General features: G+C 60.3%; 21 protein-coding genes and 2 pseudogenes. 14 read left to right on the forward strand and 9 right to left on the reverse strand.

Translation table 11 applies throughout. The features are described from left to right. Positions 1 to 431: 431 nt before the first annotated feature. Positions 432 to 788 (reverse strand): hypothetical protein, encoded by a 357-nt coding sequence (locus NAV32_RS11490; protein WP_256052932.1) that lies wholly within the window; start codon positions 786 to 788, stop codon positions 432 to 434. A gap of 197 nt (positions 789 to 985) precedes the next feature. Continuing rightward, entirely contained in the window at positions 986 to 1,264 is a 279-nt protein-coding gene (locus NAV32_RS11495) for a hypothetical protein (RefSeq protein ID WP_153549441.1), read from the reverse strand. Between the two features lie 265 nt (positions 1,265 to 1,529). Between NAV32_RS11495 and NAV32_RS11500 the strand changes: the two genes are divergently transcribed. Then, on the forward strand, positions 1,530 to 1,736 hold the full coding sequence (locus NAV32_RS11500; protein ID WP_256052933.1) for a hypothetical protein: 207 nt from the start codon (positions 1,530 to 1,532) through the stop codon (positions 1,734 to 1,736). A 276-nt stretch (positions 1,737 to 2,012) separates the two neighbouring features. Here NAV32_RS11500 and NAV32_RS11505 read toward each other — a convergent pair whose 3' ends face one another. After that, entirely contained in the window at positions 2,013 to 2,243 is a 231-nt protein-coding gene (locus NAV32_RS11505) for a DASH complex subunit Dad3 (protein ID WP_256052934.1), read from the reverse strand. Positions 2,244 to 2,383: 140 nt separating this feature from the next. Between NAV32_RS11505 and NAV32_RS11510 the strand changes: the two are divergent. Next, positions 2,384 to 3,318: pseudogene (locus NAV32_RS11510) on the forward strand (LysR family transcriptional regulator). Between the two features lie 438 nt (positions 3,319 to 3,756). Here NAV32_RS11510 and NAV32_RS11515 read toward each other — a convergent pair. Further along, positions 3,757 to 4,053, reverse strand: a complete 297-nt coding sequence (locus tag NAV32_RS11515; RefSeq protein WP_256052935.1) for a hypothetical protein — start codon at positions 4,051 to 4,053, stop codon at positions 3,757 to 3,759. A gap of 113 nt (positions 4,054 to 4,166) precedes the next feature. Here NAV32_RS11515 and NAV32_RS11520 point away from each other — a divergent pair, with 113 nt between their 5' ends. Next, positions 4,167 to 4,433, forward strand: a complete 267-nt coding sequence (locus NAV32_RS11520) for a DUF1652 domain-containing protein (protein WP_256052936.1) — start codon at positions 4,167 to 4,169, stop codon at positions 4,431 to 4,433. A 24-nt stretch (positions 4,434 to 4,457) separates the two neighbouring features. On the opposite strand, the gene NAV32_RS11525 is transcribed toward NAV32_RS11520, so the two are convergent. Further along, positions 4,458 to 4,988 carry a ferritin-like domain-containing protein gene (locus NAV32_RS11525; protein ID WP_256052937.1) on the reverse strand — a complete coding sequence of 177 codons (531 nt, stop codon included), beginning with the start codon at positions 4,986 to 4,988 and terminating at the stop codon, positions 4,458 to 4,460. A gap of 81 nt (positions 4,989 to 5,069) precedes the next feature. Further along, the gene (locus tag NAV32_RS11530) at positions 5,070 to 5,570 is read right to left on the reverse strand and encodes a CinA family protein (protein WP_256052938.1); all 501 of its coding nucleotides are present in this window, start codon (positions 5,568 to 5,570) and stop codon (positions 5,070 to 5,072) included. 270 nt (positions 5,571 to 5,840) lie between these two features. Between NAV32_RS11530 and glgA the strand changes: the two genes are divergently transcribed. The 6 genes and pseudogenes from glgA (at position 5,841) to glgX (ending at position 16,506) form a co-directional block, all read left to right on the forward strand. Beyond that, positions 5,841 to 7,391 (forward strand): glycogen synthase GlgA, encoded by a 1,551-nt coding sequence (glgA, locus tag NAV32_RS11535; protein ID WP_256052939.1) that lies wholly within the window; start codon positions 5,841 to 5,843, stop codon positions 7,389 to 7,391. 10 nt (positions 7,392 to 7,401) lie between these two features. Next, a complete protein-coding gene (gene treZ, locus NAV32_RS11540; protein ID WP_256052940.1) occupies positions 7,402 to 9,138 on the forward strand; it encodes a malto-oligosyltrehalose trehalohydrolase in 1,737 nt (578 codons plus the stop codon). After that, on the forward strand, positions 9,131 to 11,221 hold the full coding sequence (gene malQ / locus NAV32_RS11545) for a 4-alpha-glucanotransferase (RefSeq protein WP_256052941.1): 2,091 nt from the start codon (positions 9,131 to 9,133) through the stop codon (positions 11,219 to 11,221). The genes treZ and malQ overlap by 8 nt, the downstream gene beginning before the upstream one ends. Beyond that, positions 11,218 to 14,031 carry a malto-oligosyltrehalose synthase gene (locus NAV32_RS11550; protein WP_256052942.1) on the forward strand — a complete coding sequence of 938 codons (2,814 nt, stop codon included), beginning with the start codon at positions 11,218 to 11,220 and terminating at the stop codon, positions 14,029 to 14,031. Before malQ ends, NAV32_RS11550 begins: the two co-directional genes overlap by 4 nt. Continuing rightward, positions 14,028 to 14,276, forward strand: a pseudogene (locus NAV32_RS11555) (DUF2934 domain-containing protein); the annotation flags it as partial. The gene NAV32_RS11550 and the pseudogene NAV32_RS11555, both read left to right, overlap by 4 nt. Positions 14,277 to 14,346: 70 nt before the next feature. Next, complete coding sequence (gene glgX / locus NAV32_RS11560) at positions 14,347 to 16,506, forward strand: glycogen debranching protein GlgX (RefSeq protein WP_256052943.1); 2,160 nt, start codon at positions 14,347 to 14,349, stop codon at positions 16,504 to 16,506. A gap of 30 nt (positions 16,507 to 16,536) precedes the next feature. Here the strand turns inward: glgX and NAV32_RS11565 are convergent, their stop codons facing one another. Next, positions 16,537 to 18,813, reverse strand: coding sequence for a fatty acid cis/trans isomerase (locus NAV32_RS11565; RefSeq protein WP_256052944.1), 2,277 nt, complete (start codon positions 18,811 to 18,813; stop codon positions 16,537 to 16,539). A gap of 216 nt (positions 18,814 to 19,029) precedes the next feature. On the opposite strand from NAV32_RS11565, the gene metH reads away from it, so the two are divergent. From metH to NAV32_RS11585, 4 genes are read left to right on the forward strand one after another with little or no spacing between them, the layout of a single operon-like run. After that, positions 19,030 to 22,740: a methionine synthase gene (gene metH / locus NAV32_RS11570; RefSeq protein WP_256052945.1), complete on the forward strand. Its 3,711-nt coding sequence runs from the start codon at positions 19,030 to 19,032 to the stop codon at positions 22,738 to 22,740. An 11-nt stretch (positions 22,741 to 22,751) separates the two neighbouring features. Beyond that, positions 22,752 to 23,072 (forward strand): DUF5629 family protein, encoded by a 321-nt coding sequence (locus NAV32_RS11575; protein ID WP_256052946.1) that lies wholly within the window; start codon positions 22,752 to 22,754, stop codon positions 23,070 to 23,072. A 13-nt stretch (positions 23,073 to 23,085) separates the two neighbouring features. Then, the gene (pnuC, locus tag NAV32_RS11580; RefSeq protein WP_256052947.1) at positions 23,086 to 23,649 is read left to right on the forward strand and encodes a nicotinamide riboside transporter PnuC; all 564 of its coding nucleotides are present in this window, start codon (positions 23,086 to 23,088) and stop codon (positions 23,647 to 23,649) included. After that, entirely contained in the window at positions 23,646 to 24,170 is a 525-nt protein-coding gene (locus tag NAV32_RS11585; RefSeq protein ID WP_256052954.1) for an AAA family ATPase, read from the forward strand. The genes pnuC and NAV32_RS11585 overlap by 4 nt, the downstream gene beginning before the upstream one ends. On the opposite strand, the gene NAV32_RS11590 is transcribed toward NAV32_RS11585, so the two are convergent. Together NAV32_RS11590 and NAV32_RS11595 are read right to left on the reverse strand one after the other, a co-directional pair. Beyond that, positions 24,167 to 25,075, reverse strand: coding sequence for a DMT family transporter (locus NAV32_RS11590; RefSeq protein WP_256052948.1), 909 nt, complete (start codon positions 25,073 to 25,075; stop codon positions 24,167 to 24,169). The two genes, NAV32_RS11585 and NAV32_RS11590, sit on opposite strands and share 4 nt — an antisense overlap. A 43-nt stretch (positions 25,076 to 25,118) precedes the next feature. Continuing rightward, on the reverse strand, positions 25,119 to 25,466 hold the full coding sequence (locus NAV32_RS11595) for a DUF1883 domain-containing protein (RefSeq protein WP_423836427.1): 348 nt from the start codon (positions 25,464 to 25,466) through the stop codon (positions 25,119 to 25,121). A 114-nt stretch (positions 25,467 to 25,580) separates the two neighbouring features. Here NAV32_RS11595 and NAV32_RS11600 point away from each other — a divergent pair, with 114 nt between their 5' ends. Further along, positions 25,581 to 26,729 (forward strand): MFS transporter, encoded by a 1,149-nt coding sequence (locus NAV32_RS11600; protein WP_256052950.1) that lies wholly within the window; start codon positions 25,581 to 25,583, stop codon positions 26,727 to 26,729. The last annotated feature ends 130 nt before the right edge of the window (positions 26,730 to 26,859 follow it).

Here is a 26,859-nt window from a genome sequence, read left to right on the forward strand (position 1 = left end):
ATATGGAGGTCTTGAGGGGGCTTAACGAATCAGGGGGGCTGATGCGCTCATGAACACTCTCAACATAGCCTATTGTTTAACATAATATAGATTATGCGAAGCGCCTTGTTTAAGTAGATGGGGCGGATGGCTGCACGGTTAGGGCTTCGGTCCCTGCGCTACGCTCGGTCCCAAGCCCAACCGCTTGCTTTCCGGCATTGACGGTTTCAGATGCGCCACCAAGGACATAGCCAGCCATATTCTGATTGATCGGCCCGCTCCAAGGCGTGACCAATCGACCGTCAATTATGCGAAGCGCCTAATCAGAGTGTCGGGAGCGAAGAGCTAATCAAGGTAGCGCCCGTCTCGCCGCTACGCTCCGAGACAAGCCGCTCGGCGGCTCGACGGGCGATTACTGGTAGCGTGAGACAAGGTTCCGAGCATTAAGGGAGTCATCCGAGAACCTTCAGCAAAGTCAGCCTAGAGATGTCCACGTAGTCCGGTTCAAACCCATCTTGCTTCAAAAGAAGACTGGTTTCGATCCCGTCATCAGCGGAACCTATATGGACAGCGAGCACCTTGGCCTCATAAACAAAAGATTCGTCAACAGGCCCACGGTCATCGTCATAGTCAGCCTGCAAAAGCTCACCAACACGAACACGTTTACCTACAAGCGAAAGAGGCTCGATACTCGCCATGCCATCGAGACAACATGATATTTTTTCAATTTGGAACGGTAACTGAAGGCGAGCGTCAAAAGCGCGACCAGCAGTGTTTATGTTGGTTTGCGTAGAATTGGTAGCAGCCATTTCGATCTCCTAATTAGATCGTTTGTGGTAGCCGGGTGAGGGAGGGCCAACTCCCCTACCCGGCATCTAAGCCCTTCATGGGCCTGATTCTTTCGAGCTAAAGCTAAGCCAAGCAGATCAGCAGGACCCCGCCGATTTGCTGGGGGGCGACTGCGTCGCACCCAACAGCAAAATGCGGCGGAGTACTGATGCAATAGTTAAAGTAGTTTTTGCTTACGTATAGATTCAACCATAAAGCGCTTAATTTCACGGCTTAATGTCGAGCTGCGGTTATTACAAAGGCGTTCAAACTCTTCTTTAATAACCGAGTTAATACGGAAGTTAATTCGATCATTCTGGCTATCAGCAAGCGTGGCGAGAATTTTAGTTATACGTTCTTGATCGGCACGAATCTTCTCATCTTGAAGATTCAAACCCGTTTCAGGGTCTCGACCAGTCAAGCGGCGAATTTCGCGAACAGCTTCGTTACCGTCCATACCTATCTCCAAGATTCCCCTGCCCTAGCGTTTGCTGCGCAAAAGCTAGGGTCACAGGGTTAGTGACTGGATAATACGGCCTGAGCTGTACGTACACAATGGATGACACAGAGGAAATTGCACTGATTTAAGCAGAAACCGCTCTAGACCGCGCCTTTCAGAAAGAAAAAGAGAAAAGGGAAAGTCTAACCGTTAGACAAGAGTCCACCATTAGAGATGGTGGACCCGGCTGCGCCGGTGAAGCCAAAAGCAAGGAAGCAAACGCATGTGGGCATTGTTCATCGAACTGACAGTCAACGACCCTGCCGGGGTCGAACTAGCCAGATTTGAGAGCGCAAAAGACTGCCAAAAAGCGGCGATGGCAATCTGGGCTATCGGAGCCACGGCGGCAGAAGAAAACAGAGGGAAAGGGGAACCATCGGACGTCTACGGCATATGCAGAAAAATTGCTGAACCGCCGCAATTACCATGACCTGACCAGCTCAGGTGCTGGCAGTCCGGGGAGACTGCAAGGCGTGGCCGGAAGCTGCCGAGGTAGCCGTTTTGGGTTGATCAGCACGCGGATGGAGTTTTGAAGGGGACAGCAGGACGGGGACGCGAAATAGCCCTCAGTTGCCATTTAGGCCGCTGGGGGCTTTTTTGTGGGTCGATGGTTGGGGCCGCTTCGCGGGTGTCGTCGCAGTGGCCAAGCGGTCAACTGGAGGGCGTGCCGGCGACTGATATGCCGCAAGCGGCATGGTCGAGGTTGTTATAAGTCCAGAAGAGATCGGCACGCCAGTTGTAATGCTTCCAATCGCTGGTCAAAGGCGGCCTCTTCAGCGTCGAGCTGGTCGATCCGTTTGCGCAACTGGCGGACCTCGGCAACGAGCCTTGGATAGTCATCGAGCAGCCACGTCACAGCGTCAGCACCGGTTCGACCAGGTGCGAACAGTTCGGCGGTTTTGATCAGGCGAATTTCGAGGTCGAGGGCGCAGCGCATAATCTACATTACATTCAATTCGGCGCGGAACGTGCCATTATCCGCACCGAATATGAACGTAACGTCGTCCATTATGCGTACTGCATTGGTGCTTTTATGCTATCGTCCCTCTCATGGGTTTTGAGGTGCTTATTACTAAAATGGACATGCTGCACGCAATGCGCGTCTTTGTACGGGTCGTGGATGCTGGGAGTTTTACTGCTGCTGCACGGCAATCACAAACTTCCACCGCTCAGGTTTCCCGCTTGGTATCGGAGCTAGAGAGTCGATTGCAGGCTCGTCTGTTGCACCGCACCACGCGCCGCTTGGCGTTGACCGAGGCTGGCGAAGGCTTTTTGGCGCAGTGCCGGCAGATTCTCGACCAGCTGGATTATGCCTGTGCACAAGCCAGCAGCGCGCATCTGACGCCACGGGGCAATTTGCGGGTGCATGCATTGACGGGACTCGGCATCCAACTGCTGGCCACGCTGGCCGGACGCTACGGCGAGCAGTATCCAGAGGTGAATATGGAGCTGGTGCTGTCGCAGCGTCAGCCCGATTTGCTGGAAAACAATCTCGACGTGCTCATTACCCTGTCTCAGGGTCTTCCCGACTCTGATTTGATTGCGCAGCCTCTCGGCACAGTATTTCCGGTCGTATGTGCGGCGCCGCTGTATCTCAAGCGGCATGGGATACCCGAGAGTCCTGCAGACCTGCAAGCACATCCACGGATACCTGGCATTTTCTGGATGACAAGGCTCCGAATGCTGTAAATGAGCACGTTATCATCCCGAGGGAAACCTTCATGGTGAATGTCGCCGAAGCAATGAACAGTGCTGCCGAGGCTGGCATGGGCATATGCCTTCTGCCCGACTACGTCGCTGCAACCGCTTTGCGGCGAGGGTCTCTGGTTCGGCTGTTGCCACACTTTCGACTGCAGCAGAAGACGCTCTATGCGCTCTACCCATCCAGGCGTTTCCTTGATGCCAAGGTCAGAACCTGGGTGGAATTTCTCCGACAGCATTTGCCACAAACGCTGTCAGATAACCAACAGATTGTGCAGAACCCAGAGTACTGGGCGGCAGAAAGGGTCTGATGCAGGCAACTGTTACCCGTGAGGTAACAGTCCTTCTTCGGGAACAGCATTTTTCCCATCCCCACCAGCCTTTACTCTTGTTTGTGACATTGCGGCAGCCTTTCCTCGTTTGGCTCGCCGCCGTTCGTTCGTTGGTTGCTCCTTGAATCGATTGATCGTGTCACTTTTTGGCTGCACGCTCGTTGGCAGCCTTTTTATTCCAGGGCAGCGCCCGCTCCGGCTTCTCACCAGCGGGCGCTGCCCCACTCCTCTCCCGCATGAAATCAAGCATGGAAAGCGCTTGTGGATTGCGGGAACTGCACCACTAGTCAACGCTGAGTTGCAGACGACTTCGTATCAGTTCCAAGGGCGAAACGCACGTCATGTAATACATGCGACAGGGCACGGACGGCCACGACGTCAGGCAAGTCGACAGAACTCCCCTCTCAGCAGAAAAAGCTATTCCAGTGTGCCAGGATCGGACGCCGGGTCAGTTGGCCCGCCGGGGCTGGAATGGCGGTCCGGTGCCAGGGCGGGATCGTCTTCTTCGCGCATCGTCTCTACCGGAAGCCCGTCTTCGGTAACCAGTCGCCCCTGGCTATCACGCTCAGTCTCCACGGTTTCCTGGGGCGTCGGGTTGCCCATGGTGCTGGGCGGTGATCCGCGTCTTTCTTCGGGCGTACCCGCAGGCCACTGGGCGAAGGCCGCGGACGCTGCCAATAAGCTCGCGACCGCCACTATTTTGTATGTATTCATTCAACCTCCTGGATAGACACGCGTTAGTGCCGGACGGTGGTTTACAACGCGTGAGGCCCTGCTAGCGTTTCAATAGGCAAGGCACATCACGCACACTCGGTAGAGGAAGGAATATGGCTACACGCCTCCCCCTGTTGACGATCGAGCGCATCCTGCGCAGCCATCTTCAGCCTTATCAGTGTGACTGCCTTGCTCAGGAAGACAGTCGTGTCACCGTGCGTTTATATAAAGAACATCACGATGAAGAACTGACCGTATTCGGCATCACTGACGAGCAGTGCCGTGATGCTGCCAATCTGGTTCGTCTTGCCCAGGAGTTGCGCTTCGAGCTTTACGCAACCCGGGGCGGTCCGAGAGATTCCAGCTCCGTCGAGCATTAGCCGTCGCTGAAACTGCTTGCTGATTCAGCGTTTGGCTTCGACGCCTGGCTCCTGGACTCGCGTCAGATAGGCCTGGGTCAGTTGCGCAAGATGGCTGCGCATCCACTCCGCCATCGCAACCTCCTCGGCCAGGATGCGGGTACATATCTCCTGGGTCTGGGTATCGCCCACCGCTTCTGCAGCCGCGATCAGGATCTCGTAGGAAGCGATCTCCAGATTCTCGAAGACATAGCCCATCTGCGCGCCTTTGACGATCTCGTCGTTGACCATCATGCCGCCCATGGCCTGCCCCATCGCCATCATCTTGCCGCCCAGGTCCTTAAGGCCTGAATAAGACTTGTCATAACGTTGCAGGCAGCTTTCGATCAGCCTGGCCTGGTTCTGGGTTTCGTCGATGTGCTGTTCGATACGTGCTTTCAGCTCGGGATAGTGCTCGATGCGGCTGGCTTGCTTGGTGAGCATGGTTTCGGCCTGGGCTTCCATCGCATGGGCGTCTCGCAGCCATTCGATCAAGCGTTCAATGCGTATGTCATTGCCGGTTTGCGCGCTTTGCATGGGCTTTTCTCCCGTTTCAGTATTCTCGTCTCTGTGTGAAACAAGGTATCCGGCAGAGTTCCATGTGTCCGACTGAGTGCATCAAACACGGGTGCGCAGTTTCTCCATCAGCTCTGCATAGCGCTCTGGCAGGCACTCCAGCGCGTAGCGTGCGGCCTGTTTACGAATTGACACGCGGTCTCCCTCGAAGTGTTGCGTCTCGCTGACGCTTGCCTGACGTTCACCCTGCTTCAGGGCGAAGGCGTAACACTGGGTTCCTCCGCGGTCCTCCTCGCTATCGTCGGCTACCCCGGTATTGGCGATGGCGATATCCGCGTCACTGGCATTCAGCGCGCCAAGTGCCATTTCGGTTGCGACTTCTTCACTGGTCAGCCCAAAGGACTCGATGGTTGCGAAGCTGACCCGCAACAGCCGGTTCTTGGCCATGGGCGAATACACAACAAATCCGCTGTCCAGTACCTGACCGCAGCCCGGAATATCCCCCAGCAACGAGGCAATCAGCCCGCACGTGCAGGATTCAGCGGTGGTCAGCGTCACTCCGGTGTCATTTAGGAAGCGCACGATTTCGGCAAGGTCTCTCATGATTTCGGCTCCGCTGAAATGCCCTGGTCGCTGAGATTTCGGAGCCGGTGTGCACAAGCAAAGTTCCACTGTGAGTTTCGTCAGAAACCGAGAACCAATTCCCAGTCGTCCGGTCTTTTTCAGGGAAGAGCCTCAGAAGCTCCATGCCGCATACCAAAGCTATTCAGTCTTGCCGTGCTCATTGGTTACAGCGCCACAAAAGGCTGCTGTGTAGGGGAAACGTGCTCGGAACCGACTTGGCACCCATGCCGGTCCTTGGGAAAAGTGCTTATGAGTATTGCAGCCATTGAGAATGCGCCTGTCGCTGAGAAGATCGCCGACCGATCCTCGCCACTGCCGGATCGGCCCGTACTGCAACTTCGCAGCACCCAGGCGCAAAAGAAAAAAATCCTGTTTGTGACCTCCGAACTGACCGACCTGATCAAGACGGGTGGACTTGCTGACGTCTCTGCTGCCTTGCCACGCGCGCTTGGCGCGCATCATGAGGTGCGCGTGCTGATCCCAGGATACAAACAGGTGATGCAGTGCGGTATGCCGATCCGGGTGGTGGGTAGCGTCATCTCCCACGGTGACATTCCCCCATGTCGAATCGGTCGGCTGGATATGCCAGACGGCCTGATCATCTATGTGGTGATCTGCCCGGAACTCTACGAGCGCGACGGCCTGCCCTATGGCGACGAGCACGGTCAGGACTGGCCGGACAATCCGCAGCGTTTTGCGCGTTTGTGCATGGCGGCGGCGGATATTGCTGCAGACACTGCCTGCATACGCTGGAGGCCTGATCTGGTCCATGCCCATGATTGGCCGACCGGTCTGACACCGGCTTATATGCACTGGCGCGGGCTGACCACACCCTGCGTCTTTACCATTCACAACCTGGCCTATCAGGGCAATATCAGCATGCAGCTCCGGCGCAAGCTGAGCATCCCGCTTGAGGCTTGCGGGCCGGAGCGGATGGAATTCTACGGTGCGCTGTCGCTGCTCAAGGCAGGCATCGCCTATGCCGACCACGTCACCACGGTCAGCGCCACTTATGCGCAGGAGATCACTACCCCGGCCTTCGGTTGCGGCCTGGAGGGTTTTCTTGCCATGAAGGCGCGCCAGGGACTGCTCAGCGGGTTGCTCAACGGCATAGACGAAAGCTGGGACCCGCAGAACTGTACACACCTGATCAGCCGTTTCGGCCCGCATGACTGGAGCGGCAAGCGAGCCAATGCCGCCCATGTTCGCCAACTGTTCGACCTGGAGCCTGGTGAAGGGCCGCTATTTGCGGTGGTGTCACGGCTGGTGCAGCAGAAAGGTATCGACCTGAGCATCGCAGTGGCCGAAACCATCGTGGCACGTGGTGGCCAGCTGGCCATCCTGGGCCGTGGCGAAACGGTGCTGGAGGATGAGGTGCGGCAGCTGGCCAAACGTTTCCCCGGTCGCGTCGGCGTACATATCGGTTTCAACGAAACAGATGCCCGCCGCCTTTTCGCCGGCAGCGACTTCCTGCTGATGCCGTCACGCTACGAGCCCTGCGGCTTGAGCCAGATGTACGCCCAGCGTTTTGCGTCTTTGCCCATCGCCCATCGCACCGGCGGCCTGGCCGACAGCATTGATGATGGCGTGACCGGCTTCCTCTTCAACGAGCCCGACGTGCACAGCTATCGCCACGCGGTAGAACGCGCGCTGGCTGTCTTCGACAAGCCGCACCTGCTCAACGCCATGCGTTGCCGCGCCATGAGCGCCGGTTTTTTCTGGAGCCATGCGGTTGAACCCTATGACCAGCTGTATCAACGCCTGCTGCGTCAGCGGAGCGAGGCCAGCGCCACTTTGTGAGAGGTTATCGATGCAACATGGGCCGTTACTGCTGGACGATTGCCAAACCCGTTTCAGACTCTGGGCACCCGACGCGCACAGTGTCAGTCTGCTGTTGAGTGGCGGCGCAACGCTGCCCATGCCGCTGCAGGAAGATGGCTGGTACAGCCTGGATGTCGAGGCAGGCGCGGGTACTGCCTACCATTTCCTTATCGACGACCAGTTACAGGTGCCGGACCCGGCATCCCGCGCCCAGGCGGGTGATATTCACGGGCCCAGCCTGGTCATTGACCCGCAGGCCTATGCCTGGCGCCATCAACAATGGAAGGGGCGGCCCTGGCACGAAACCGTGCTCTACGAACTGCATGTGGGTGCCTGCGGTGGCTACGCGCAGATTGAAAAACGCCTCGCCGCCCTCGCCGAGCTGGGCGTGACCGCTATCGAGCTGATGCCGCTGGCGGAGTTTCCCGGCGATCGGAACTGGGGTTACGACGGTGTGCTGCCCTACGCACCGGAAGCCTCCTACGGCAGCCCCGATGATCTCAAACGGCTGATCGACACCGCCCACGGCCACGGCCTGATGGTATTTCTCGATGTGGTCTACAACCACTTCGGCCCGGACGGCAACTATCTGACCCACTACGCCAGGCACTTCTTTCGCCACGACCAGCAGACGCCCTGGGGCGATGCCATCGACTTTCGCCGGCCCGAGGTACGTGACTTCTTTATTGGCAACGCACTCATGTGGCTGAACGAATACCGCTTCGACGGCCTGCGTCTGGATGCCGTCCATGCCATTCCCGACCGGGGCTTCCTGGTCGAACTGGCCGAGCGTGTGCACGCTGAAACCGAACCGGGGCGCCATGTCCACCTGGTTCTGGAGAATGAAGACAACCGCGTCAGCCTGCTTGAACGGCACTTTACCGCGCAATGGAACGACGACGGCCATAACGTTCTGCACAGCCTGCTGACCGGCGAAAGCCAGGGCTACTACGCCGACTATCGCGAGGACTCGACCCGCAAGCTGGTGCGTTTTCTCGGTGAAGGCTTTGTCTACCAGGGCCAGCAGGATCGTCGCGGCCATGCGCGGGGCGAGCCGAGCGGGTATCTGTCGCCCACCTCCTTCGTGCTCTTCCTGCAGAACCACGACCAGATCGGCAACCGAGCGTTCGGTGAACGCCTGATCACCCTTGCCGAGCCCGATGCCCTGCGCGCTGCCACCGCCCTGCTGCTGCTTTCACCGATGATCCCGTTGCTGTTTATGGGCGAGGAATGGGGGGCACGCGAGCCCTTTCTGTTCTTCACCAGCCACCACGGCGAACTGGCCGATGCCGTACGCGAAGGCCGCCGGGGCGAATTCGCAGAATTCTCGGAATTTGCCGATGAAGCCACCCGCGCGCGCATCCCTGACCCGAATGCTGCAGAAACCTTCGAAGCCTCCAGGCCGAATTTCACCAGGGTCGACAGTGAGTGGGCCGACCTTTACCGGCAGTTGCTGGAGATCCGTCATCGGGAAATCGTGCCGCGCCTGCAGGGCACGGCCTTCCTTGGTGCCACAGCGCTGGGGGAAGCAGCTGTTCTGGCCCATTGGCGGCTGGGCGATGGCAGCCGATTGCGCCTGGAACTCAACCTGAGCCTTCAGCAGGTTGCGCTGGTACCCGTGCCAGCCAAGGCACGCCTGCTGCACAACAGCCGGAAGAACAATACGGACGCAGGTTTGTTGCCGCCATACACCGCCAGAATCCATTTGGAAGACATCAATGAGTGAGGAACGCCTGAAACGCCTGGCCGAAGCAGCAGGCCTGTCCATCGACTGGGTCGACGCCGATGGGCGCGAGCAGCGCGTAAAGCCCGAAGCTCTGCGCGCGGTCCTGCATGGCCTGGGTCTGGACGCTGACAGCGATGACGCCGTCGAGCGCAGCCTGGAGAAGCTCCATATCGACGGAGGTGCAAGCGACCTGCCGCCATTGCTGACCCTGGACCAGTCTGCAGTTCTGAATCTGCAACACTATTGCGAGCCGGATACCCGCTACAGCCTGGAGCTGGAAGATGGACAGCATCTCGAAGGTGCGCTTGACGCTCAGGCGAGGCTCGCTCCCATCGACATACCCGGTTATCACCGCCTGCAAATTGCCGGACACCAGCTGACACTCGCCGTTGCACCGCCAGCCTGCCCCAGCGTGACGGACCTCGCAGGCCCCGGTGCCTGGGGGATTACTGTTCAGTTGTATGGATTACGCCGTGCCGGTGACGGTGGCCTTGGCGATACCCTGGCGCTGGAAGCCTTCGCCCACCATGCTGCCGCTCACGGCGCCGATGCACTGGGAATAAGCCCGGTTCACGCCATGTTTGCTGCCAATGGCGGCCAGTTCAGCCCCTACTCGCCCTCCAGTCGCCTGTTCTACAACGTGCTGCACAGCGCACCCGAAGCCATCCTGGGGGATATGCCGCTGCGTATTGCCATTGAAGCCTGTGGCCTGGGTGATGAATTGCAACGCATGGAAAAGCTGGAGCTGATCGACTGGCCCGGCGTAGCCAAGGCGCGCCAGTGTCTGCTGCGCACGTTGTACGAGAATTTCTCCAAGGGCGAAAATGCCCAGCAGGCCGACTTCGACAGCTTCTGCGCAGCCGGAGGCCAGGCTCTGGAAAATCATTGCCGCTTCGAGGCCATGCACGCCGCGCTGCTCGGCCCTTCCGGCCATCCACAGCACTGGCGAGACTGGCCGGAGCAATACCGCACACCGCAAAACCCGGCCGTCGAGCGCTTCGCCCAGGAGCACGCCAATGAGGTGGCCTATCACGCTTTCTGCCAATGGCTGATCGCACGCGGGCTGGAGCGTGCGCAGACGGCGGCGCGCAGCGCCGGGATGAAAATCGGGCTGATCAGCGATCTGGCGGTGGGTGCTGATGGCGGTGGCAGCCAGACCTGGAGCCGCCAGGAAGAAGTCCTGGCGGCGCTGAGCGTTGGCGCACCACCGGATATTCTCAACCGTGCCGGTCAGAACTGGGGCATTTCCGCCTTTTCGCCCTGGGGCCTCAAGGCCAACGGCTATCGGGCCTTTATCGAGATGGTGCGCGCCAACCTGGCCCATGCCGGTGGCATGCGTATCGATCATGTAATGGGGCTGATGCGACTGTGGGTCATGCCCGAAGGTGCCGACCCCGAGGAAGGCGCCTACCTCAACTATCCATTCGATGACCTGCTGCGACTGCTGACGCTGGAAGCCTGGCGGCACAAGGCGGTGATCCTGGGTGAAGACCTCGGCACCGTGCCCTCGGGCCTGCGCGAAAAGCTTGCCGCCCGGCATATTCTTGGCATGCGCGTGCTGCTTTTCGAGCAGGACGACAATGCCCGTTTCAAGCCGGCCCGCGAATGGCCGAAGGACGCGCTGGCCACCACCACGACCCACGACCTCCCAACCCTGGGCGGTTGGTGGCGCGGGCAGGATATCGACTGGCGCATCCGTGCCGGACAGAACAGCGAGGCCGAGCGCCAGAAACAGATCGCTGAACGCGACCGTGAGCGTAGCGGCCTGAATGAAGCCCTGCGCCCCTACGCGCCTGATTCTGCAGATGTACCGCCGGGTGAGTTGCTCGATGCCGAAAGCGCCATCCGTGCCGGCGCCTGCTTTATCGGCCATACACCGGCACCACTGGTTCTGTTGCCTCTGGAAGATGCACTCGGCCTGGAAGAGCAGCCCAACCTGCCGGGTATCGTCGAAACTCATCCCAATTGGCGGCGACGCTATCCCGGCGACAGCGCCACCCTGCTTGACCACCCTGACAGCTCCCGCCGCCTGCGTTGCCTGGCAGACGCGCGGCGCAAGGTCGCCGGAGACGAACAACGATGAAGCCTCTCAGTGCGACCCTGCGGCTGCAATTCCACAGTGGCTTCACCCTCGACGACGCCACCGCCCTGGTCGACTACTTCGCTGACCTGGGCATCAGTCACATCTACGCATCCCCCTTGCTTACCGCTCGCCCCGGCTCCATGCACGGCTACGACGTCATCGATCCGACGCGCATCAATCCCGAACTGGGTGGCGAAGAGGCCCTGTATCGACTGGTCGAGGCGTTGCGCACCCGGGACATGGGGCTGATTCTGGATATCGTCTCCAACCACATGGCCGTGGGTGGCGCCGGCAACCCCTGGTGGCTGGACGTTCTGGAGTGGGGACGGCGCAGCCCCTATGCGCTGTTCTTTGACATCGAGTGGAACTCCCCCGACCCGCTGCTCGAAGGCCAGTTGCTGGTGCCCTTCCTCGGCAGTGATTACGGTGAAGCCCTGCAGCAGGGCAGTATCGTCCTTCGCCTGGATGCAGAGGATGGCGCCCTCTATGCCGAGCATTACGAACATCGCTTCCCCATCACGCCGCCCAGCTACGGCGAGCTGCTGCGCCTGGCGGATGAACCGGAACTGCGAACCCTGGCGCAGCATTTCGATGCCCTGAAAACCGAACCGGCGCCGTGGCAGACCGCCCGCCAGTTGCGTGCGGAGCTGGCTCGTGTGCTGCAAAGTCAGAGCATCCGGCAGGGCCTCGAAGAAGCGCTCAAACGCTATGACTCCACCAGTGAAGAAGGTTTCAAACGCCTGCATGGCCTGCTCGAACGGCAAAACTACCGCCTTGCCAGCTGGCGTACCGCCGGTGACGACATCAACTGGCGACGTTTTTTCGACATCAACGAACTGGGTGGGCTACGCGTCGAACGGCCTGTGGTCTTCGAGGAAACCCACGCGAAAATATTCCAGCTGATCAGCGACGGGCTGGTGGACGGCCTGCGGATCGATCATATCGACGGGCTTGCCAATCCGCGCGGTTATTGCCGTCGCCTGCGCCGCCGGGTGGACCGTCTGAATGCCGCCCGTCCACCCGAAGCGGCCCAGGATCATGTGCCGATCTACGTTGAAAAGATCCTGGCCGGCGAGGAACGCCTGCATGATGACTGGGGCGTGGACGGTACTACCGGCTATGAGTTCATGAATCAGGTGTCGCTGCTGCAGCACGACCCTGCCGGACAGGCCGTGCTCTGTTCGCTCTGGAGTGAAACCACCGAGCGCCCCGAAGACTTCATGGAAGAAGTACGCCAGGCACGGCAATTGGTCCTCACCGGACCGCTGGCCGGCGACTTCGAGAGCGTTGCCCAGGCGCTGCTACAGGTGGCGCGGCATGACCTGATGACCCGCGACATCACGTTGGGGGCGATTCGCAGGGGGCTGCTGGAACTGATCGTGCATTTCCCGGTGTATCGCACTTACATCGCAGCCAAGGGGCGACAACCGGCTGATGAGCCCTTCTTCCAGCAGGCGCTGGCCGGTGCGCACACCACCCTCGGCGAGGCGGATTGGCCGCTGCTCGATCACCTTGAGCGCTGGCTGGGCGGCGAACCCTTGCGCGCTCTGCCGCCAGGGCCTGCACGACGCATTCGCCGCAATGCCTGCACGCGTTTCCAGCAGCTCACCTCACCCGCCGCTGCCAAGGCCGTAGAAGACACTGCCTGCTATCGATCAGGCGTCCTGCTCTCTCGCAACGACGTCGGTTTCGATCCGCAGCACTTCAGCGCGCCGGTCGAAGCCTTCCATAGCGAGTGCCTGGCTCGTGCCGAGTCTTTTCCACGCAACCTGCTGACCACCGCCACCCACGACCACAAGCGCGGCGAAGACACCCGCGCACGCATGGCCGCGATCAGCGAGCGCGCCGAATGGTTCGCCGCCAAGGTGCGCCATTGGCGGCAACTTGCCTACGGGTTGCGTCAGGAATTGGCCGACGGGCCAGCACCCTCGGCCGGTGACGAACTGCTGCTCTATCAGATCTTGCTGGGTAGCTGGCCGCTGGATCTTGCCGCCGAGGATCGCCCGGCTGCCGAAGCCTATTGTGAACGCATCGGCAAATGGCAGGAAAAGGCCCTGCGCGAAGCCAAGCTGAGGACCAACTGGACTGACCCGCATAGCGAATACGAAAGCGCATGCCGGCAGTACCTGAGCGCGCTGCTGCTCGGCGATGAATGCCGGAGCCTGCGCAGCGAAATTGCCGAGGCGGCAGTCGAACTGGCGCCGGTTGGCGCGTTGAACAGCCTGACCCAGACGCTGCTGCGCATGACCACGCCGGGCGTGCCCGACCTTTACCAGGGGACCGATTACTGGGACTTCAGCCTGGTCGATCCTGACAATCGTCAGCCGGTGGATTTTGCCAGGCGCCGCGCCACCTTCGACCTTCAGGCTCAGCCCGTCGAGCTGCTGGCCAACTGGAAGGATGGCCGCATCAAGCAATGGCTTATCGCGCGCACCCTGAATCTGCGCAACACCCAGCCACGCCTGTTCAGCGAGGGACGCTATCTGCCGCTGAAGGTCGAGGGCGAACATGCCAGGCAGGTGATTGCCTTTGCCCGCGAACTGGACGGGACCTGGGTGATCGTCATCGCCCCAAGGCTGGCCACCAGTCTTTTGGCTGACAGGCACACGCCCCACATTGCACCTGAACGCTGGGCAGACACCCTCGTACAGCTGCCTGAGGTGCTGAGCGGTATGCGGCTCACGGGACTTTTGGACACAGAAACAGTCACACCCAGACAAACGAGCCTGCACCTCCGACAGGTCCTGGGTTCACTGCCGGTGGCCGTTTTACAGACAACATTTACAGCGCAAGGAGAAAACGAACGATGAATCAACAAGAACAACGCATCCGCGAATTTGCCTATGAAATCTGGCAGTCCGAAGGCTGCCCTGAAGGAGAGGACGCCCGCCATTGGGAGATGGCCCGCAAGCTGGTCGAAACCGAGGGCAGCGCACCGCCCGCCAAGCAGGCCAGGACCCGCAAGACAGCCACCAAACCGGTCGATGCAACGCCAATCGACAAGCCGGAGAAGCCTGTGGCAGCCGCTCGCAAACCCCGGTCGCCACGATCTTCCAAAACATAGATAGCTGATCGACCCTGGTCATCCTCTCAGCCCCGTCGCGACTCGCGCCATCGGAGTATTCATGAGCAAACGAAAGCCTTCATCTCTGGCCCAGCAGGTTTCGCGTATTCACGAAGGGCTTCCCTTCCCCCTGGGTGCGACCTGGGACGGCTTGGGGGTGAACTTCGCCATCTTCTCGGCGCATGCGACCAAGGTTGAGCTGTGCTTGTTCGATGCCAGCGGCGAAACCGAGCTGGAGAGGATCGAACTCCCTGAGTACACCGACGAGATCTGGCATGGCTATTTGCCGGACGCCCATCCGGGCCAGGTTTATGGCTATCGGGTGCATGGTCCCTACGAGCCGGACGCCGGGCATCGCTTCAACCCCAACAAGCTGTTGATCGACCCCTATGCCAAACAGCTGGTCGGCGAGCTGCGCTGGTCCGAGGCGCTGTTCGGCTACACCATCGGTCACCGCGATGGAGACCTCAGTTTCGACAAGCGCGATAGCGCGCCCTTTGTCCCGAAATGCAAGGTCATAGATCCTGCCTTCACTTGGGGCCGCGATCATCCGGTGCAGGTGCCGTGGGACCAGACAATCATCTACGAGACGCATGCGCGCGGTTACACCATGCGCCACCCAGCAGTAGCCGAGCACGCACGGGGCACCTTCGAGGCCTTCAAGACGCCAGAAGTGATCGACTTCATTCGCAAACTGGGGGTTTCCAGCATCGAATTTTTGCCAATACATGCTTTCGTCCAGGATCAGCACCTGCTGGAAAAGGGCATGAGCAACTATTGGGGCTACAACAGCATTGCCTTCTTCGCGCCACATCCCAAATACCTCGCCAGCGGCAAGATCAGCGAATTCAAGGAGATGGTCGCGCACCTGCACAACGCCGACCTGGAAGTCATCCTTGACGTGGTCTACAACCACACCGCCGAAGGTAACGAGCTGGGTCCGACGCTGTCCATGCGTGGCATCGACAATGCCTCGTACTACCGCCTGATGCCGGATGACAAACGCTATTACATCAACGATTCCGGCACCGGCAACACCCTGGACATGAGCCACCCCTGTGTACTGCAGATGGTCACCGACTCGCTGCGCTACTGGGCGACCGAGATGCACGTGGACGGCTTTCGCTTCGATCTGGCGACCATCCTCGGGCGTGAGCATGAGGGTTTCGACGAACGCCACGGCTTTCTCGTCGCCTGCCGCCAGGACCCGGTGCTGGCCAAGACCAAGCTCATCGCCGAGCCCTGGGACTGTGGCCCCGGCGGCTATCAGGTCGGGCGTTTCCCTCCTGGCTGGGCGGAATGGAACGACCAGTACCGCGATACCGTGCGCGCTTTCTGGAAAGGTGATGACGGCCAGCTTGCCGACTTTGCCAGCCGCCTCACCGGTTCAGGCGACCTGTTCAATCAGCGTGGCCGTCGCCCCTTCAGTTCGATCAACTTCATCACCGCCCACGACGGCTTTACCCTCAAGGACCTGGTGTCCTACGACCAAAAGCACAATGAAGACAACGACGAAGACAACCGTGACGGCAGCGACAACAACCTGTCCTGGAACCACGGCGTGGAAGGTCCGACCGACGATCCCGAAATAAACAACCTGCGTTACCGGCAGATGCGCAACTTCTTCGCCACCCTGCTCTTCTCACAGGGCACGCCGATGATCGTTGCAGGTGACGAGTTCGCCCGCACCCAGTACGGCAACAACAATGCCTATTGCCAGGACAGCGAAATCGGCTGGGTGAACTGGGATATCAGCGAAGACAGCCAAGGACTGCTGGCCTTCGTGCGCAAGCTTTTGCGGCTTCGTCAGCGCTATCCGATATTGCGCCGCAGTCGCTTTCTGGTGGGGGCCTACCATGAAGAGCTGGGTGTGAAGGATGTCACCTGGCTGGCGCCTAACGCCGAAGAAATGTCCGTCGAACAGTGGGACGACAGCCACAATCGCTGCATGGGCATGCTGCTCGATGGTCGCGCGCAACCTACCGGGATTCGCCGGGCAGGTTCGGATGCAACCCTGCTGATCATCGTCAACGCACACCATGACCTGGTCGACTTCACCCTGCCGGAGGTCCCGCAGGGTATGTACTGGAACCGCCTGGTGGATACCAACCACCCCTCTGCCCGTCCCGAGCGCTTCGAGTTCGGTGACGAATACTCCGTAACCGGCCGCTCACTGCTGATGCTGGAGTTGATCAAGGAGTCGCCGGCTTCCGCCTGGTAACGTCCGGGTCTTCGCTTATGAGGCGCCGCTTCAAAGATTCTCGTAGCGATTCATGTCGAGCACGCCCGCCTCCAGCGGGTCGGTCTCATGTAGATAGCGACTGAGGTCGTTGAAGTGCGCCCAGAAGTCCGGATGCGTACGCCGTATGCCCCAGCGTTCGACAATGCGCTCGAAGGCAGCCTTGTCCCTGGCCTGCTCCATGGCAACGACAAAGCCGGGCACCTCCCTGGCTGTCAGGCTGAATATGAAGTTGGGGTAGCTGCTGAGCACACCCGGATAGACCGTCAGCGTATCCAGACGGGGCTGGTAGCGGTGCGCTTCGCCGTACATGAACGCTACATTGGTGTGGGCACGATTGCGCAGCAGGCTGTAGATTTCCCGCGGTTCGCCGTCGTGCTCGACACGCAGCAGCGTCGCTTCGGGCATCCAGTTGACGACCCGCAGGCTCGCGGCAATCCGGTTGGTCAGTCGACTCAGTGCCTGCTCGGACGCTTGCCGGGCGGTGCTCTGCCCTTCCCGGTAGCAATGGCTGGTGCGACAGCGATTGATCGGGTCCGGGCTGGCATTGATGGCTGCGTGGCGTTCCAGCAATTGCCAGGCGAAACTTTTCTTGGGGGTGTTGCGCTCAAGCTTCAGAGCGCTCGGGGTAGCGGTGTCTATTTTCGTATAGGCCAGCCACAGCTTGAGTTGGCCGCTCTTGTCGTACCAATTATCAAGAATGGCCTGACGCGAGCCGGCGGGCAGCAGGCGCAGAAAATTCAATTCGGCGCCATTGCGGATCAGGTCGAAGTAGAGGCGGCTTTGCCCCTGATGCGAGACGTTGCCGAACACGTCGAAATTGACCACCAGCTGGTAATAGGTGCGCTCCAGCAGCGGGAAATCCATCCACCAGAGCGTCTGCGGAATCTCGCCGATCAGGCCTTTGTGTACCGAAGCACTGTCGTGCTGACGAAAAATGCTCAGTAGTGCGTTGTCGTTGCCCGCCCAGATATGCTCCCAGCGCGCAGGCATCTGCGTGTAGGCCTGCAGGCGCAGCTGTTCATACTGATTGCGCTTGTTCTGATAGATGCGCCAGAAATCCATCAAACCACGCAAATCATCGATCTGCCCCGGCATTGCCAGCAGTGGTGTGGCCTGACGCTGGTAAACGGAATCGGTAAGGTAGAGATCGTGTTGCGGGTCCTGGAACAGCACCCAGAAATTGTCACGGATGACGTCCGTGGCGATCTGCCCGCGGCACACCGGCCCACGAATGAAGGTGCGTACGAAATACTCGGCATTATCGAGCATGAACTGGTAGCGCGCCTGCGCCGGAATTGCCTGGAAGGTCTCGAAAGGGTTGGCGCGATGGTACGTGCCATAGCCCGGCAGGGCATCGAGGGTCCAGTGCTCGCCGAAAAACAGCTCCTGCACTCGCTCCAGCTTGCGTTGATCGAGGGGATAAGTGATATGCGTCTTGTGCACGATCACGCCTTCCACCGGGCGGATACGGTAAAAGAACCGCGTGCCCGGATCCTGATTGGGCGTGCGCGTGGCGATCGGGTCGACCGCCTGGCCGCTGGGCGTACGTGACCGCACCAACTGGAAGAAGCGTCCGCTGCTGCCGCCATCGAAATGCAGATGGGCAATAAACAGGTGTTCATATAGCCAACGGCTGACCAATGCCTGGCGGTTGCCGGGAGCATTGAGCATGGCTTCCCATTGCGTGATCTGTGCAGCTTCGCGGGTCGTGGGCTGCGCTGGCTGCTGGTCTATCGCTGCACCCTGTTCGATCCAGGTCTGCAATGTCGCGTACTCGCCATCAGCCAGACCAGTCACGGCAAAGGGCATGCCGCCGTGGGGATTTCTTTTTGCGTAGTCGGCGAACTCTGCGGGAAGTGGGCACTGATTGTCGCGTCTGATGCCAATATCCAGGGTTTCCGGGAGTTTTTCATTGGCCGGCAAGGGCTGGCTTCGACCCAGTTCAAGCATGCGTGACAGCAGCGCCGCCTGCCCGTCGCCAGGTGCCAGCACCGAATGAAAGTCACGCCGACGCCAGGCTGCTTCGCCATGGGCATCGAGATAGAGGCGCGTGGTCTGCTGCGCTTCACTGCGTGTTCCGTGGTAGACCGGCAGCTTACTGGCACCGCGAAGCAGGCCCTCCCCGCTGCCCAGATTGAGCTGACAGGGTGCGTCGTAACAGGCATGACAGGCCAGGCATTTGGCCGTGAAGATCGGCTGTATATCGCGCTCATAGGAGAGCTTTTCAGCATGGGCCAAGCCGCCGATGACCAGCAGCAACCCGGCGAACATTGCGCGATAACTCATGGGGCAGTTCCCGAAAAAATAGCGCGCATGGTAGCCAAACTGCCATCTTTGAGCTAACCGGCTTCACAGAGCCTCCGTGCTCCCCTGCTGCTGACCCAGCATCGCTATCAGCCTGAGCAACATGAATCCTATTCATGGAAAACCACGAGCGGTCAAAAAACATGCAGCTTTGCTATCATTCGCACCCTTCGCAATCCGCTTTCTCAGGTAGTCCCCATGTCCAATCGCAACGACCGTCTCCAGGCCCTCCGGCAAGCGCTCAGGGAGCGCATCCTGATTCTCGACGGCGGCATGGGCACCATGATCCAGAGTTACAAGCTGCAGGAAGAGGACTATCGCGGCGAACGCTTCGCCGACTGGCCACAGGATGTGAAAGGCAACAACGACCTGCTCATACTCAGCCGCCCGGACGTGATCGGCAGCATCGAAAAAGCTTATCTGGATGCCGGCGCCGACATCCTCGAAACCAATACCTTCAACGCCACCCGTGTGTCCCAGGCCGACTACGGCATGGAAGCGCTGGCCTACGAACTGAACGTCGAGGGTGCGCGACTGGCTCGGCAGGTGTGTGACGCCAAAACTCTGGAGACCCCGGACCGTCCGCGCTTCGTCGCCGGTGTACTTGGCCCGACCAGTCGTACCTGTTCCATCTCGCCGGATGTGAACGACCCTGGCTACCGCAACGTGACCTTCGACGAACTGGTGGACAACTATTCAGAAGCCACCCGCGGCCTGATCGAGGGCGGTGCTGACCTGATCCTGATCGAAACCATCTTCGACACCCTCAACGCCAAGGCAGCGATCTTTGCCGTGCAGGGTGTATTCGAGGAAATCGGCATCGAACTGCCGATCATGATTTCCGGAACCATCACCGATGCGTCCGGGCGCACCCTCTCGGGTCAGACCACCGAAGCCTTCTGGAACTCGGTAAGCCACGCCAACCCCATCTCGGTCGGGTTGAACTGCGCGCTGGGCGCCAAGGAACTGCGGCCCTATCTGGAAGAACTTTCCAGTAAGGCCGAGACTCACGTTTCCGCGCACCCCAACGCCGGTCTGCCGAACGCCTTCGGTGAATATGACGAAACCCCGGCGCAGATGGCCGAAGTGGTCGAAGAATTCGCCGCCAGCGGTTTCCTCAACATCATCGGCGGCTGTTGCGGCACCACCCCGGCGCATATCCAGGCCATCGCCGAAGCCGTGGCCAAATACCCGCCGCGCGTCATTCCAGAGATCCCCAAAGCCTGTCGCCTGTCCGGTCTGGAACCCTTCACCATCGACCGCAGCTCACTGTTCGTGAACGTCGGCGAGCGCACCAACATCACCGGCAGTGCCCGCTTCGCCCGTCTGATTCGCGAGGAAAACTACACCGAGGCGCTGGAAGTCGCCCTGCAACAGGTGGAAGCCGGCGCACAGGTGATCGACATCAACATGGACGAGGGCATGCTCGACTCCAAGGCCGCGATGGTACGTTTTCTCAACCTGATCGCTGGCGAGCCGGATATTTCCCGTGTACCGATCATGATCGACTCGTCGAAATGGGAAGTGATCGAGGCGGGCCTCAAGTGCATCCAGGGCAAGGGCATCGTCAACTCGATTTCCATGAAGGAAGGCGTCGAGCAGTTCAAAGAGCACGCCAGGCTGTGCAAGCGCTACGGTGCCGCTGTGGTGGTGATGGCCTTCGACGAGGCTGGCCAGGCCGATACTGCCGCACGCAAGAAGGAAATCTGCAAGCGCTCTTACGACATTCTGGTCAATGAAGTCGGTTTCCCTCCGCAAGACATCATCTTCGACCCGAACATCTTCGCCATCGCCACCGGCATCGAGGAACACAACAACTACGCCGTGGACTTCATCGAGGCCTGCGCCTATATCCGCGACGAGCTGCCCCATGCGCTCACCTCGGGCGGCGTGTCCAATGTGTCCTTCTCGTTCCGCGGCAACAATCCGGTGCGTGAGGCCATCCACTCGGTTTTCCTGCTCCACGCGATCCGCAACGGCCTGACCATGGGCATCGTCAACGCCGGTCAGCTGGAAATCTACGACGAGATTCCCAAGGAGCTGCGTGAAGCGGTCGAAGATGTGGTGCTCAATCGCAACGCCAATGGCACTGAAGCCCTGCTGGCCATTGCCGACAACTACCGCGGCGACGGTAGCGTCAAGGAAGTTGAAACCGAGGAATGGCGTGGCCTGGACGTGGTCGAGCGTCTCAAGCATGCACTGGTCAAGGGCATCACCTCGCACATCGTTGAAGACACCGAAGAGTTTCGGCAGCAATGCGCACGCCCCATCGAAGTCATTGAAGGCCCGCTGATGGCCGGCATGAACGTGGTTGGCGACCTGTTCGGCTCAGGCAAGATGTTCCTGCCCCAGGTGGTCAAATCCGCCCGGGTAATGAAGCAGGCCGTGGCGCACCTGATCCCCTTTATCGAAGCAGAAAAAGGCGACAAGCCGGAAGCCAAGGGCAAGATTCTCATGGCCACGGTCAAGGGCGACGTGCATGACATCGGCAAGAACATCGTCGGCGTGGTGCTCGGCTGCAACGGCTACGACATCGTCGATCTGGGCGTGATGGTGCCCGCCGACAAGATCCTCAAAACCGCCATCGAGGAGAAGTGCGACATCATCGGGCTGTCTGGCCTGATCACTCCGTCGCTGGACGAGATGGTGCATGTCGCCCGCGAAATGCAGCGCCAGGGTTTCAGCCTGCCGCTGATGATTGGCGGCGCCACCACGTCCAAGGCGCACACGGCGGTGAAGATCGACCCGCACTACAAGAACGATGCCGTGGTGTACGTCACCGACGCTTCGCGCGCCGTGGGCGTGGCCACAACGCTGCTGTCCAAGGAGATGAAGCCGGATTACGCCACCAAGATCCGCGAAGAGTACGCGATGATCCGCGAGCGTACTGCCAACCGTGCCGCCCGCACCGAACGACTCAGTTACGAGAAAGCCATTGAGGCCAAGCCGCAGTTCGACTGGTCCGACTACGCGCCAGTGAAGCCGACTTTCACCGGCTGCAAGGTGCTGGAGGATATCGACCTGCGCACCCTGGCCGAGTACATCGACTGGACGCCGTTCTTCATTTCCTGGGACCTGGCCGGCAAGTACCCGCGAATTCTTCAGGATGAGGTGGTAGGCGAAGCCGCTACCGCACTGTTCGCCGATGCTCAGGCGATGCTGAACAAACTGATCGACGAAAAACTGATCAGGGCTCGCGCCGTATTCGGCTTCTGGCCAGCCAACCAGGTTGCCCATGACGATCTGGAAGTCTACGGCGACAACGGCGAACAGCTAGCCACCCTGCACCATCTGCGTCAGCAGACGGTGAAGACCGACGGCAAGCCGAATTTCAGCCTGGCCGACTTCGTCGCGCCGAAGGAAAGCGGCCTGACCGACTACGTGGGCGGCTTCATCACCACCGCCGGCATTGGCGCCGAAGAAGTGGCCAAGGCCTATCAGGACGCTGGCGACGATTACAACTCGATCATGGTCAAGGCATTGGCCGACCGACTGGCTGAAGCCTGTGCCGAGTGGCTGCACCAGCGCGTGCGCACCGAGTACTGGGGCTACGACAAGGATGAAGCCCTGAGCAACGAGGACCTGATCCGCGAGCAATACAAGGGCATCCGCCCTGCTCCCGGCTACCCGGCTTGTCCCGACCACACCGAGAAAGCCACCCTGTTCCGGCTGCTCGACCCGCAAGCGGACTTCAACAAGCCCGGCCAGAGCGGCGTATTCCTCACCGAACACTACGCCATGTTCCCCACGGCTGCCGTCAGTGGCTGGTATTTCGCCCATCCCAAGGCGCAATACTTTGCCGTCGGCAAGGTCGACAAGGACCAGATCGAGAGCTACTCGCAGCGCAAGGGCCAGGGCATTGAGGTCAGCGAGCGCTGGCTGATGCCGAACCTGGGTTACGACATCTGAGCGGAGCACACATGAGCGACGTACCTTATCTGCTGGACCAGCTGGAAAACGCCGACATGCTGGTGATCGACGGTCTGCACGCCAGCGATTTCAGCCTCGACGAGCCTCTGCTCGACGAGGCTGATGCCGCAGCCGAAGCCGACCAGTCCTTTGCCAGCGAAACGGTCGTGCTGCGCATCGAGGCCCTCGATGGTCGCCAGCGCCGTCAGTGGCAATTCAGCTACAACCAGGTCATGGAAGCCATGTATCAGCACGCAGACGACAGCTGGCAACTCGAAGGCGGTCATGTGATCAGATGCTTCTCGGCCATCGGCGCCGAAGGCGACGACTGATTACACCCAGGCCATGCACCCTCTGGAAATCATCGCCTCGAGCCTGGGCGTCATCGCCGTATGGCTGACTGTCCGGCAGAACCCCTGGTGCTGGCCCATCGGCCTGGTGATGGTGTCGCTGTACGCCTGGTTCTTTGTCGAAGCGAAGCTGTTTTCCCAGGTCTTGCTGCACGGCGTGTTCGCGCTGTTTCAGCTGTACGGCTGGTGGCAGTGGACCCGCGGTGGCGAAGGCAGCGGGCGCAGGAGGGTGAGCTGGGCGAGTACGCATGAAGTACTGATCGGCTTCGGCATTGCGTCGCTGGGCGCGTTGTTGCTGGGTGGGCTGATGGCACGCTACACCGAGGCACTGTTTCCCTGGCCGGATGCCACGCTCACCGCCTTCAGCCTTTTGGCGCAGTTCTGGATGGCGCTCAAGCGGGTGCAGTGCTGGTTGCTGTGGATAGCGGTCGATGTGCTCTATATCGGCTTCTTCGCCTGGCAGGATTACTGGCTCACCGCGGGCCTCTACGGACTTTTCACCCTGCTGGCGATCATGGGACTACGGGAATGGCGTCTGGCACTGGTGCCCTCAGGATGAAGGTGCTGGTGCTCACCGGCCCGGAATCCACCGGCAAGAGCTGGCTGGCTGCACGCTTGCATCAGCAGTTCGGCGGCTTGCTGGTCGGCGAGTACGTGCGTGACTTCATCGACCGCGAGCAGCGCGATACCTGTCTGGCGGATATTCCTGCTATCGCCCGCGGTCAGTTGGCCCTGGAAGATGCCGCCCGCAGCCGGGCGCCACACCTGCTGATTCTCGATACGCATTTGCTCAGCAATATCCTCTGGAGCCGGACCCTGTTCGGCTCCAGTCCTGCCTGGCTGGAAGACGAACTGTTGCAGCGCCAGTATCACCAGCATCTGCTGCTGTCACCGGAAGGTATCCCATGGCATGACGATGGCCAGCGATGCCAGCCCGGACTGGCCGAACGCCAAGGTTTTTACGAGGAGTGCCGGAGTTGGCTGACAAACCGAAACCAGCACTTCGTGGAAATCGGCGGCACCTGGGCCGAACGGGAGCGGCGTGCCAACGCACATACCCGGGCGCTGCTGGGAAACTAACGGTGCGCTGAGCGCCGCAGCAGTAGCGCAATGGCGAGCATCACCGTTAAGGCACCCGGTGCCCAGTGCCAGCCCATGCGCGCTGGCTGGTCGAAGAACAGCAGCAACATCGAGACAAAAGGCACCAGATAGCTGTAGGCCGTGACAGCACCCGGCGTCAGCACCGCAGTTGCGCGTTGCTGCAGGAAAAACGTCATGGCGCTGGAGAAAACGCCCAGGTAGATCACCAGCAGCACGTCGAGGAGATTCATCTTCAGCAACGCCTGCGGGGCTTCCCACAGCAGCCCCATCAGACCGATGAGAACAGCGCCACTGATCAGGCTCCAGAAGGTGCGCAGCCCGGCTTGTTTTGGCAATACTCCGCGTGCCAGCCCCCACTTGCTGAGCACCGGGTACAGTGCCGATGCCACGCAACCGAGGAAGAATCCAAGCTCCCCCAAACCTAGTTGCATGCCGGCAAAATCCCCGCCGTTTTCCGCCCAGGCCAAGCCCAGTGCGCCGCCAGCTCCAAGCGCGAGAATCGCCAGCAGGCGGCCAGCCGGCTGCTCGACGCCCAGCCCTCTGCCCAAGCAGTAGGCCAACAGCGGCACGCTTACGAACAACGTTGCCATCGACAAGGCGCTGACGCGGTGAGCCGCCCAGAACATGGTGCCGAAGAAGCCTGCCAGACACAGCCCCATCAGGACGTAAAGCAGCAGGGTCGCCATCCTCGGTCTGCCTTCACTCTGCCGCCAGGCCAGCGGCGCCAGCACCAGTGCCGCGATGCCAAAGCGCATGGCCGTCAGCAGCAGTGGTGGCAGGCCTTCACTGAGTAAACCAACCGCAGGAAACGACAGGCCCACGAACAACGCCCACAGCAGCATGCCGAGATGGGCCAGCGTGGTACGCGATTGCGATTCAGGCATTGTCCTGCAGCTCAGGCATGGGTGTAGTGGCGGATGGGCGTGACTATTTCAGTTGCGAGGGTGAATTGCGCACGATCTTGATGCTATGGGTGAGCGCCGGCTTGCGCGTCACACTGATCGCCCGGCGCGTCACGGTGTCGATGGTGATGTTCCAGAAACCGGTGTTGGGAACCTTGATCTTTGCCGGAAACTTGTCGAACGCCCCGCCGTGGTAGGCATGGCGCCCGCCATTTCTGAAACTGCGAAAGTTCTTGTCGTTCATCAGGCGGATATTGCAGGGCTGCGAGCATTCGATGATCACGAAGTCGTCTTCGTTGAGGTGTTCGCGTTGGTGAATGAACTTCATGTACCGCTCCGGACCGCATTGCTGGACAAGGCGGAAGATTAGCATGAGCGGGGCACGGCTCGATGTTCTGGATGGGCTCCTTCAGGCTGCCGAGGCGTTGGACAGCCGATCTTTGCAATAATGCGCTGCGCGCTTCATTTCACCTTACAGAGGTCATTCATGCCTGCGGCACCCTGCTCCGTCGATGCGGCATCACCTGCCGCCCGCAGCGCGACCCGTGCCGGCTTCTTCATGGCCGGTTTTGGACTGTCCATATGGGCGCCCCTGGTGCCTTACGTGCGCGAACGCATCGAGATGAGCGATGCGCTGTTCGGCTCGCTGCTGCTGTGCATCGGCATCGGCTCACTGACCTGGATGCCGCTCTCTGGTCTGCTGGTAAACCGTCGCGGGATTCGCCCGGTGGTGCTCTCCAGCGTGCTGCTGCTGGCTCTTGCGCTCGCCGGGATAGCGCTGACCGACTCGATCTGGGTTCTGGCCCTGGCGCTGTTCTGTTTCGGCGGCAGCCTGGGCGTCATCGATGTGGTGCTCAACATCCAGGGCGTGCTGATCGAGCGCGAAACCGGCAGGCGGCACATGTCGAACTTTCACGGCATGTTCAGCCTGGGTTCAATCTGTGGCGCGCTTGCGCTGACCGCTGCCCTGACATTGGGCCTGGCACCGGCGACCGGGACGCTGCTGATGATTGCGCTGATCGTACTGGCGAACCTGCTGGTGAGCCCTGGCTTCCTTCGCGACAGGGCCCCGGCAGGTGGCGTGGCCTTCGTTCGGCCCACCGGCATGGTATTGCTGGTCGGTGGCTTGTGTTTCATCGTCTATCTGGCCGAAGGCGCTGTGCTGGACTGGAGCGCCCTCTACCTCACCGAGCAGAAGGCGCTGGACACCGCCATGGGCGGCCTGGGTTACGCAAGCTTTGCACTGATGGTGACCATTGCCCGTTTCGCTGGCGCTCCGGTGGTCAATGCTCTGGGGACAGCGCGTGTTATCGGCTTCGGCGGTTTGCTGGCAGCTCTCGGTATCGCCATCGGCCTCGTCACCGAGCACTGGGCACTGACGCTGCTTGGCTATGGATTGTGCGGGCTGGGCTGCGCCAATGTCTCGCCGGTACTGATTTCCTCGCTGAGCCGGCAACAGCTCGTGCCGGTACATCAGGCGATCACTGCCGCAACCACCATCGGCTTTGCCGGTGTGCTGGCAGGCCCGGCGCTGATGGGCGTGATCGCACACTACGCATCGCTGACCTTTGCCTTCGGCCTGGTCGCCCTGATGCTTGCCGGGCTGGTACTGGGCAGCCGCCGTTTCGCCGAATGAATCTGGCGGACCACCCTGCTCCCGCAAACAGAGCGTGGAAAGACGTAGGCGAGGCAGGCAAGACAAGGCGCAACGACCAGCGGAAGTAACAGCCGAGGAACGGACCGGGCTCGCGTACGAGTTTAGTGGT

The organism is Stutzerimonas stutzeri (assembly GCF_024448695.1).
GTDB classification, from domain to species: domain Bacteria; phylum Pseudomonadota; class Gammaproteobacteria; order Pseudomonadales; family Pseudomonadaceae; genus Stutzerimonas; species Stutzerimonas stutzeri_T.

Excerpts from the sequence above, each read along its gene's own strand:
- NAV32_RS11490 (WP_256052932.1), bottom strand. The coding sequence starts at position 788 with ATGGCTGCTACCAATTCTACGCAAACCAACATAAACACTGCTGGTCGC.
- NAV32_RS11495 (WP_153549441.1), bottom strand. The coding sequence starts at position 1,264 with ATGGACGGTAACGAAGCTGTTCGCGAAATTCGCCGCTTGACTGGTCGA.
- NAV32_RS11500 (WP_256052933.1), top strand. The coding sequence starts at position 1,530 with ATGTGGGCATTGTTCATCGAACTGACAGTCAACGACCCTGCCGGGGTC.
- NAV32_RS11505 (WP_256052934.1), bottom strand. The coding sequence starts at position 2,243 with ATGCGCTGCGCCCTCGACCTCGAAATTCGCCTGATCAAAACCGCCGAA.
- NAV32_RS11515 (WP_256052935.1), bottom strand. The coding sequence starts at position 4,053 with ATGAATACATACAAAATAGTGGCGGTCGCGAGCTTATTGGCAGCGTCC.
- NAV32_RS11520 (WP_256052936.1), top strand. The coding sequence starts at position 4,167 with ATGGCTACACGCCTCCCCCTGTTGACGATCGAGCGCATCCTGCGCAGC.
- NAV32_RS11525 (WP_256052937.1), bottom strand. The coding sequence starts at position 4,988 with ATGCAAAGCGCGCAAACCGGCAATGACATACGCATTGAACGCTTGATC.
- NAV32_RS11530 (WP_256052938.1), bottom strand. The coding sequence starts at position 5,570 with ATGAGAGACCTTGCCGAAATCGTGCGCTTCCTAAATGACACCGGAGTG.
- glgA (WP_256052939.1), top strand. The coding sequence starts at position 5,841 with ATGAGTATTGCAGCCATTGAGAATGCGCCTGTCGCTGAGAAGATCGCC.
- treZ (WP_256052940.1), top strand. The coding sequence starts at position 7,402 with ATGCAACATGGGCCGTTACTGCTGGACGATTGCCAAACCCGTTTCAGA.
- malQ (WP_256052941.1), top strand. The coding sequence starts at position 9,131 with ATGAGTGAGGAACGCCTGAAACGCCTGGCCGAAGCAGCAGGCCTGTCC.
- NAV32_RS11550 (WP_256052942.1), top strand. The coding sequence starts at position 11,218 with ATGAAGCCTCTCAGTGCGACCCTGCGGCTGCAATTCCACAGTGGCTTC.
- glgX (WP_256052943.1), top strand. The coding sequence starts at position 14,347 with ATGAGCAAACGAAAGCCTTCATCTCTGGCCCAGCAGGTTTCGCGTATT.
- NAV32_RS11565 (WP_256052944.1), bottom strand. The coding sequence starts at position 18,813 with ATGAGTTATCGCGCAATGTTCGCCGGGTTGCTGCTGGTCATCGGCGGC.
- metH (WP_256052945.1), top strand. The coding sequence starts at position 19,030 with ATGTCCAATCGCAACGACCGTCTCCAGGCCCTCCGGCAAGCGCTCAGG.
- NAV32_RS11575 (WP_256052946.1), top strand. The coding sequence starts at position 22,752 with ATGAGCGACGTACCTTATCTGCTGGACCAGCTGGAAAACGCCGACATG.
- pnuC (WP_256052947.1), top strand. The coding sequence starts at position 23,086 with ATGCACCCTCTGGAAATCATCGCCTCGAGCCTGGGCGTCATCGCCGTA.
- NAV32_RS11585 (WP_256052954.1), top strand. The coding sequence starts at position 23,646 with ATGAAGGTGCTGGTGCTCACCGGCCCGGAATCCACCGGCAAGAGCTGG.
- NAV32_RS11590 (WP_256052948.1), bottom strand. The coding sequence starts at position 25,075 with ATGCCTGAATCGCAATCGCGTACCACGCTGGCCCATCTCGGCATGCTG.
- NAV32_RS11595 (WP_423836427.1), bottom strand. The coding sequence starts at position 25,466 with ATGCTAATCTTCCGCCTTGTCCAGCAATGCGGTCCGGAGCGGTACATG.
- NAV32_RS11600 (WP_256052950.1), top strand. The coding sequence starts at position 25,581 with ATGCCTGCGGCACCCTGCTCCGTCGATGCGGCATCACCTGCCGCCCGC.